The organism is Subdoligranulum sp. APC924/74, from assembly GCF_003324125.1.
GTDB lineage: Bacteria > Bacillota > Clostridia > Oscillospirales > Ruminococcaceae > Gemmiger > Gemmiger qucibialis.
Genome location: NZ_PSQF01000029.1, coordinates 25,465 through 31,717, shown reverse-complemented (window position 1 = coordinate 31,717; position 6,253 = coordinate 25,465). Strand labels below are relative to the sequence as shown.

The 6,253-nt window shown below is 52.7% G+C and carries 4 protein-coding genes, 2 tRNA genes and 1 pseudogene; 3 read left to right on the top strand and 4 right to left on the bottom strand.

All coding sequences use genetic code 11. The features are described from left to right. Position 1: 1 nt before the first annotated feature. Positions 2-75: transfer RNA gene (locus C4885_RS08760), tRNA-Asp, on the bottom strand. A 343-nt stretch (positions 76-418) separates the two neighbouring features. Between C4885_RS08760 and C4885_RS08755 the strand changes: the two genes are divergently transcribed. Beyond that, positions 419-1,213, top strand: coding sequence for a DUF975 family protein (locus C4885_RS08755; RefSeq protein ID WP_113999959.1), 795 nt, complete (start codon positions 419-421; stop codon positions 1,211-1,213). Between the two features lie 94 nt (positions 1,214-1,307). Here the strand turns inward: C4885_RS08755 and C4885_RS08750 are convergent, their stop codons facing one another. Next, on the bottom strand, positions 1,308-2,525 hold the full coding sequence (locus tag C4885_RS08750) for a cation:proton antiporter (protein WP_113999958.1): 1,218 nt from the start codon (positions 2,523-2,525) through the stop codon (positions 1,308-1,310). A 442-nt stretch (positions 2,526-2,967) separates the two neighbouring features. On the opposite strand from C4885_RS08750, the gene C4885_RS08745 reads away from it, so the two are divergent. Then, positions 2,968-3,059 (top strand) — tRNA-Ser (locus C4885_RS08745). A 109-nt stretch (positions 3,060-3,168) separates the two neighbouring features. Continuing rightward, positions 3,169-3,294: pseudogene (locus C4885_RS08740) on the top strand (type II toxin-antitoxin system Phd/YefM family antitoxin); the annotation flags it as partial. A 244-nt stretch (positions 3,295-3,538) separates the two neighbouring features. Here the strand turns inward: C4885_RS08740 and rnr are convergent. Next, complete coding sequence (rnr, locus tag C4885_RS08735; RefSeq protein WP_113999957.1) at positions 3,539-5,659, bottom strand: ribonuclease R; 2,121 nt, start codon at positions 5,657-5,659, stop codon at positions 3,539-3,541. Between the two features lie 256 nt (positions 5,660-5,915). After that, entirely contained in the window at positions 5,916-6,161 is a 246-nt protein-coding gene (gene secG / locus C4885_RS08730) for a preprotein translocase subunit SecG (RefSeq protein WP_113999956.1), read from the bottom strand. Between the last annotated feature and the right edge of the window lie 92 nt (positions 6,162-6,253).

Genomic DNA, 6,253 nt, shown 5'->3' with positions numbered 1-6,253 from the left:
GCGACCCGGATCAGGCTCGAACTGACGACCTCTAGCGTGACAGGCTAGCGTTCTAACCAACTGAACTACCGGGCCAAACCCTTCGCGCTTTGCATCAGGCTACCGCCTTGCCGCTGCGACGCATATTATTATATCAATCAGGGCGGCCTGTGTCAAGCATATTTTCAAAAAAAATTCAAAAATCTTTTTGCTCTTTTTCTTTTGTCAAAATCGTCCGTTATGCGTTATTTTTATTTTCTTGCTGTCTTAAAAGAACTCTATTGTACAAAAAATATCCTCTGTTCTTTTCAAGTTCACAGTTCTATGTTATACTGACTAACAAACAGCGTTCCCTTTGTTCGTATCGCCATTTCTGCTGTTGCGCAGGCGGCACGGCAAAAGGATCCGCTTGCAACCCACAAAACAGGAGGTACAAATTATGTGGACCCGTTCCCTTTTGAAGTCCAACGCCAAACAGGCGTTGCAAGAGCGGTACTGGCGCAGCGTGGGACTGTGCCTACTTCTTTCCCTGTTGGGCATTGGCTATTCTTTCCCCCGCCTTACGGCGCAATACCGCGTAACGTCTTCCCAACTGAACGGTATGATGAGCGGCCCGGTGTGGCAGGGCAACGCCGGCGGTGGATACACCAGCGGCAATGAGGAGTATCTTTTGCAGGCATTGGCCCCCTTTGCCGGGGTGGTGATTATCGTAATGTTGATCGCTGCCGCAATCGGCCTATGCTGGGCAGCGTTCCTCATCAACCCGCTGACAGTCGGCCGCAACCGCTATTTTATGGAAAGCCGCCAGTCGGCAACACCGTTCAGCACCGTCACTTCGATCTTCCGCACCCCGTATCTGAATGTTGTTAAAGTTATGCTGCTGACCAACCTGAAAATTGCGCTGGGTTCCCTTTTGATCATTCCCGGCATTTACTGGTCTTATTGCTACATGCAGGTCGGCTACCTGATGGCCGAAAACCCCTACCTGACCACCTGCCGCGCCATGGAGCTGAGCAAGCAGATGATGGACGGTGAAAAGTGGAACACCTTTGTGCTCCAGCTTTCCTTTATTGGCTGGTACTTGTTGTGCAGCATTACCTTTGGCATTGGTTTCATCTTCCTGGAGCCTTATGTACAGGCCACTTTCGCAGAGCTTTACGCTGCGCTGCGCGCCAAGGCGCTTGCCAACGGATACACCAATGAGTATGAACTGGGCGGCTTCGTGCGCCACTGATTATAAACAATAAAACAATAAAAAACAAATCCGGACTGTGGATCATTTCCATAGCCCGGATTTGTTTACTTGTGCAATTTTGACGGTATATAACTCAAGCTTTGCCTGATTCATTCACAGCCACTGCGCTGGGGTGATCAGAAGGATGCTTGGCAAACAGCGTCTTCAGGGCAAGCGGAGTGGCAACAGAAGATACGATGATCAGCAGAATAACAGCGGTAAAGTAGACAGCGTCCACCATGCCGACTGCAAGGCCCTTTTGTGCCACAATCAAAGCAACCTCGCCGCGGGTCATCATGCCAACGCCAACCTTGAGGGAATCTGCCCAGTTGAACTTGCAGATCTTTGCTGCAAGACCGCAGCCAATGATCTTGGTGATAAGTGCCACAATGACAAAGCAGACACAGAACAGCAGGATATCGGGAGTCAGGCCGCTGATATCGGTTTTGAGGCCGATGGAAGCAAAGAACACCGGAGCAAACATCATATAGTTGCTGATTTCGACACGGCGCTCCACATAGGGTGCATCATGAATGTTGCACAGCACGATGCCAGCAATGTAAGCACCGGTAATATCGGCAATGCCAAAGTACTGCTCTGCAATGTAAGCCATGGCAAAGCAGAAGCCAAGGCTGGCAATGGTAATGCGCTGGGTGTGGGGGTTACGGTTATCCAGCCAGGTCATGGCCTTGTACAGCACAAAACCGACAATGACCGCCACCACAAAGAACAGCACCGTGTTGATCAACACCTGGCCGATGCTGGTACCGCCTTCTTCGCCGCTGCCGGCCCCCAGAACGCAGGTAAGCACCACAATGCCGATAACGTCATCAATCACGGCTGCGCTGACGATGGTGGTGCCCAGGAAGCCTTTCAGCTGGCCAAGCTCCTGCAGGGTTGCCACCGTGATGGAAACGCTGGTTGCCGTCATAATGGTGCCGATGAACAATGCTTTATAAAATTCCGGACTGCCGATAGCACCCAGACCATAGAACGCACCATACAGCAGCGTACCGCCCACCAAGGGAACAAAAACACCCACGCAGGCAACCAGAGTTGCAATGGGGCCGGCTTTCATCAACTGCTTCAGGTTGGTGCCAAGGCCGGTGGAGAACATCAGCAAAATAACGCCGATTTCCGCAAAGACCGAGATGGTATCGCTGAGCTGAACAACCCCCAGCAAAGAGGGGCCAATCAGCAAACCGGCGATGATCTCGCCCACCACTTGGGGTGCCTTGAGTTTGCGGGCAATCAGGCCAAAAAACTTAGCCGCAATCAATATGATTGCAAGATCCCGGAAGAATAGATACATAATGATAGAGCCTCCTTTTTCAGCACGGCATAGCTGATATGGCTTTTTGGTTCATACAGTGGTACTTGCCATCCGCCCAGCCTCCCCAGCCAAAAGGTGCCGGAGCCGTGTTCCCTTATGTTTTACCACGCTGTTCATATTTTTTCAAGAGCTTTGTCACAGAAATGTCAATTTTCATCTGTATGCACAAATGTCTTGCACAAACGGGGCGTTTGCGGGGCAGTTCATGCCATATTGTGGTTGCAGCAAAAAGGGCATGTGCTTGTACCCTCCTTTGGATTTCAGATCATTTTTACAAAAAAACTTCTTCCATATGTTCTTTTTTCCTTTTTTAAAATTTATTTGAAAAAAATTGATTTTTTTCAAAATATTGCTTGACAATCCCAGATGTGCTTGCTATAATATAACACGTCGTCAGGTGAGGCGATACAGCAGAATAGATGGAAAGATGGCTGAGCTGGTCTAAGGCGCACGACTGGAAATCGTGTAGGGCCCATAAAGCCCTCAAGGGTTCGAATCCCTTTCTTTCCGCCACAAAGAAGCTACATTCAATTTGGATGTAGCTTTTTTGTTTTACAGTTTTACATGTTATCAGTGCGGCCCTTTTTGTGGCATAAATAAAGCCACGAAAGGAGCTGAGCTTATGCCCGAAATTATCCCAATTCGTGATCTGAAAAATACCAATGCGATTTCGCAGCGCTGCCACGAAACGCAGGAACCCATCTTTGTGACAAAAAGCGGTTATGGGGATATGATTATCATGAGCATAAGGGCTCCTCGGATGTTGTCCGGGGAGTTTTTATTTATATCGTCTCGTGTATTTTTCTTGGCACATTGCTGATTATGCGGTATTGCCCTAAAACAAAATGGATGCCTCCCTCCACATTCAGAGAAGCATCCATGATGGATTCTTAATTATTCGATTTTTACCCGTGTCCAGAAAACCGGGTACATATCAGTACGGGACGGCAGCTTTGCTTTTATTGGTTTGCTCTTTTTATAAAAAACTATGATTACAGCGGCATATAGTCAAAATCAATGCGGCCAAGGGCAACGTTGGCACCGGCCACCTGCACTTTGACGGGGTCGCCCAGCATCCAGCGTTTTCCGGTCAGCGGGTCCAGAATGCTGACGCCCTCCACCACAGTGGCTTCGCCCTTGCAGAGCTGTGCGGCAGGCACAAAGCCCTCTACAGTGTTTTCCAGCGCCACAAAAATGCCGCGCGGTGTTACACCTGCCACGGTGCCGGTGTAGACTTCGCCCAGGTGGTTGTGCATATACTCGGCCTTGTACAGGTCCTCCACATCGCGCTCAATGCGCACGGCGGAAACTTCCTGGCGGCTGGACTGCTCGCTGGCGTGGGTGGCAAAACCGGTATAATCCTTGATGAGCTCCTGCTCCGGCTTGCCCACCAGCATATCCGTCAGGATGCGATGGATGGCAAGGTCTGGGTAACGGCGAATGGGGCTGGTAAAGTGGGCATAGTCTGCCAGCACCAGGCCGTAATGGCCTTTCGGCTCCGGAGAGTAGCGAGCTTTCTGCATGCTGCGCAGGATACCGGTGTGGACCGGGATCTGGATGGGCTGGCCGCGGGTTTCGTCCAGAATGGCAGAAAGCTCCAGCTGGGTGGGCACTTCCCCGGCAAAGTGGACGTTCAGGCCGCAGGCTTTCAGGGTGTTGCTCAGCTTTTCCATGCGCTCGGCATCGGGGGCTTCATGGATACGGTACACAAACGGCACATGATGGGTGCGGCCCGCATTGGCAGCGCACTGGTTGGCCAGCAGCATGAACTCTTCGATCATGCACTCCGACACACCGCGGGTGCGCTTGACGATATCCACGCAGCGGCCTTCCTCGTCCATGACCAACTTGGCTTCGTCGGATTCGATGTCCATCGCGCCGCGTGCTTTGCGCAGAGCCAGGCGCTTTTCGTACAGCTCGGTCATCGCGGGCAGCTGAGCCATAACGTCTTTATATTTCGTCACCAGAGCCGGGTCATTGGAGCCGTCCAACAGAGCGTTAATTTCTTTATAAACGCCCTTGACACGGCTGCGGATGACGCTCTTGACGAACTGATAGCTATGGATATTGCCGCTTTCATCCAGCTGCATCAGGCAGGAGAACGCCAGGCGCTCCTCCCCTTCATTGAGGCTGCAGATGCCGTTGGAAAGCTGGGTGGGCAGCATGGGGATGACTTTATCCGCGTAATAGATGGAAGTTGCGCGCTCATAAGCTTCCTTATCCAGCGCGGTGTCCGGGCGGACATAGTGGCTGACATCCGCAATATGAACGCCCAGCTCATAGCCGCCGTTCTGGGTCTTCATCAGGCTGATGGCGTCGTCGATATCCTTAGTCTCGGCAGAGTCGATGGTAAAGATCGGCAGACCGCGCAGGTCGGCGCGGTGGGCAGCTTCGGCGGGGTCGATGAGAGCGTTATCATATGCGTGAGCTTCGGCCAATACCTCCTCCGGGAATTCCTGGCGGACATCACGGCCATACAGCACAGCCTTGGCGCACTCTGCTGCGCGGTCGGAAGTGCCGAAGCGCTCGGCAACAGCGCAGCGGTGGTCCATATGGCGCTGGCCGCGGTTGGTCAGGATAGCACCGACCTTATCCCCCAGCTGTGCGCCGTTGACGCCTTTTTTATCCAGCACAATGCGCACATCACGGCAGCCGTCCGGCTCCACGGCAAGGCGGCCGTCCTCAGTCAGCACAATGGTACCGGCAAAGGTGTTGTGCGGGGTGGTCACCTCCACCACTTCACCCTCGGCGCTGCCCTCCACACGGGGGTGGTCGAACAGTTTGATGATGATTTTATCCTGCGGCATAGCACCATGCAGGGCGCGGCCGGGAATAAAGATATCGCCGGTGCCGTCATCGCGGGACGCAAAGCCGAAGCGGGCCGCCAGCTTGACCAGTGTGCAGGGAATGCCAGCGGGGGCATCGGTATTTTCCATCACGGCAAAGCCCGGAACATAGGTACCGTTGCGGGCGGACAGCATACCGGTAGCTACCATGCCGGTTACGGTGTTGCGCAGGCGGGAATTATCCACCTGCAAAGCATTCTGCAGTTCACGCAGGGTCTGGGGGCGGCGCTTGCACGCCGCAAGAATATTTTTCTGTAATGGTGTCATGTTTTCTCCTTTGGGTTGGGCACAGGCAGCGGCCCATGCCTTTGTTTTTACTCCTCGTTTACGTCACCCTGCCACCCGGCAGGATCCTTCCATAGCAGGCGTGGCCTTTGGTTTCGCAGCAGCACCTGCACCATTGTGACCTTTTTATTTTTCCCATAAAAAACGACCCGCGGTATTGGGCGGGTCGTTGACGGTTCCTGAATAAGGGAAAGCGGAACGCCAACAAAATTGGCCAGACCGTTCTCCTTTCATTCAATTACAAGCGGGCACTCAGCACACCAACCAGCAGCGTAGCTACAAAGAAAACAGCGCCGCAGATTTTGGTCACTTTGGCCAGCTTGGCATCCAGGCCACGCTCGCGGCCGGCAGCCATAAAGCTGCTATCACCCATAATGGCAGCAGACAGGCCCTGCCCTTTCTGGGTCTGGGACAAAGTGAACACAACGATCAGAACCGAAACAATGATCAGCACAACGCCGAACGCGATTTCATAAGCGGTCATGGATTAACAGCAACTCCTTTTCAGGCCACAGCCAAAACGGATGTTTCGGCCTGCCCTAACTCTCATACAGGTTATAATATAACATACCAAAA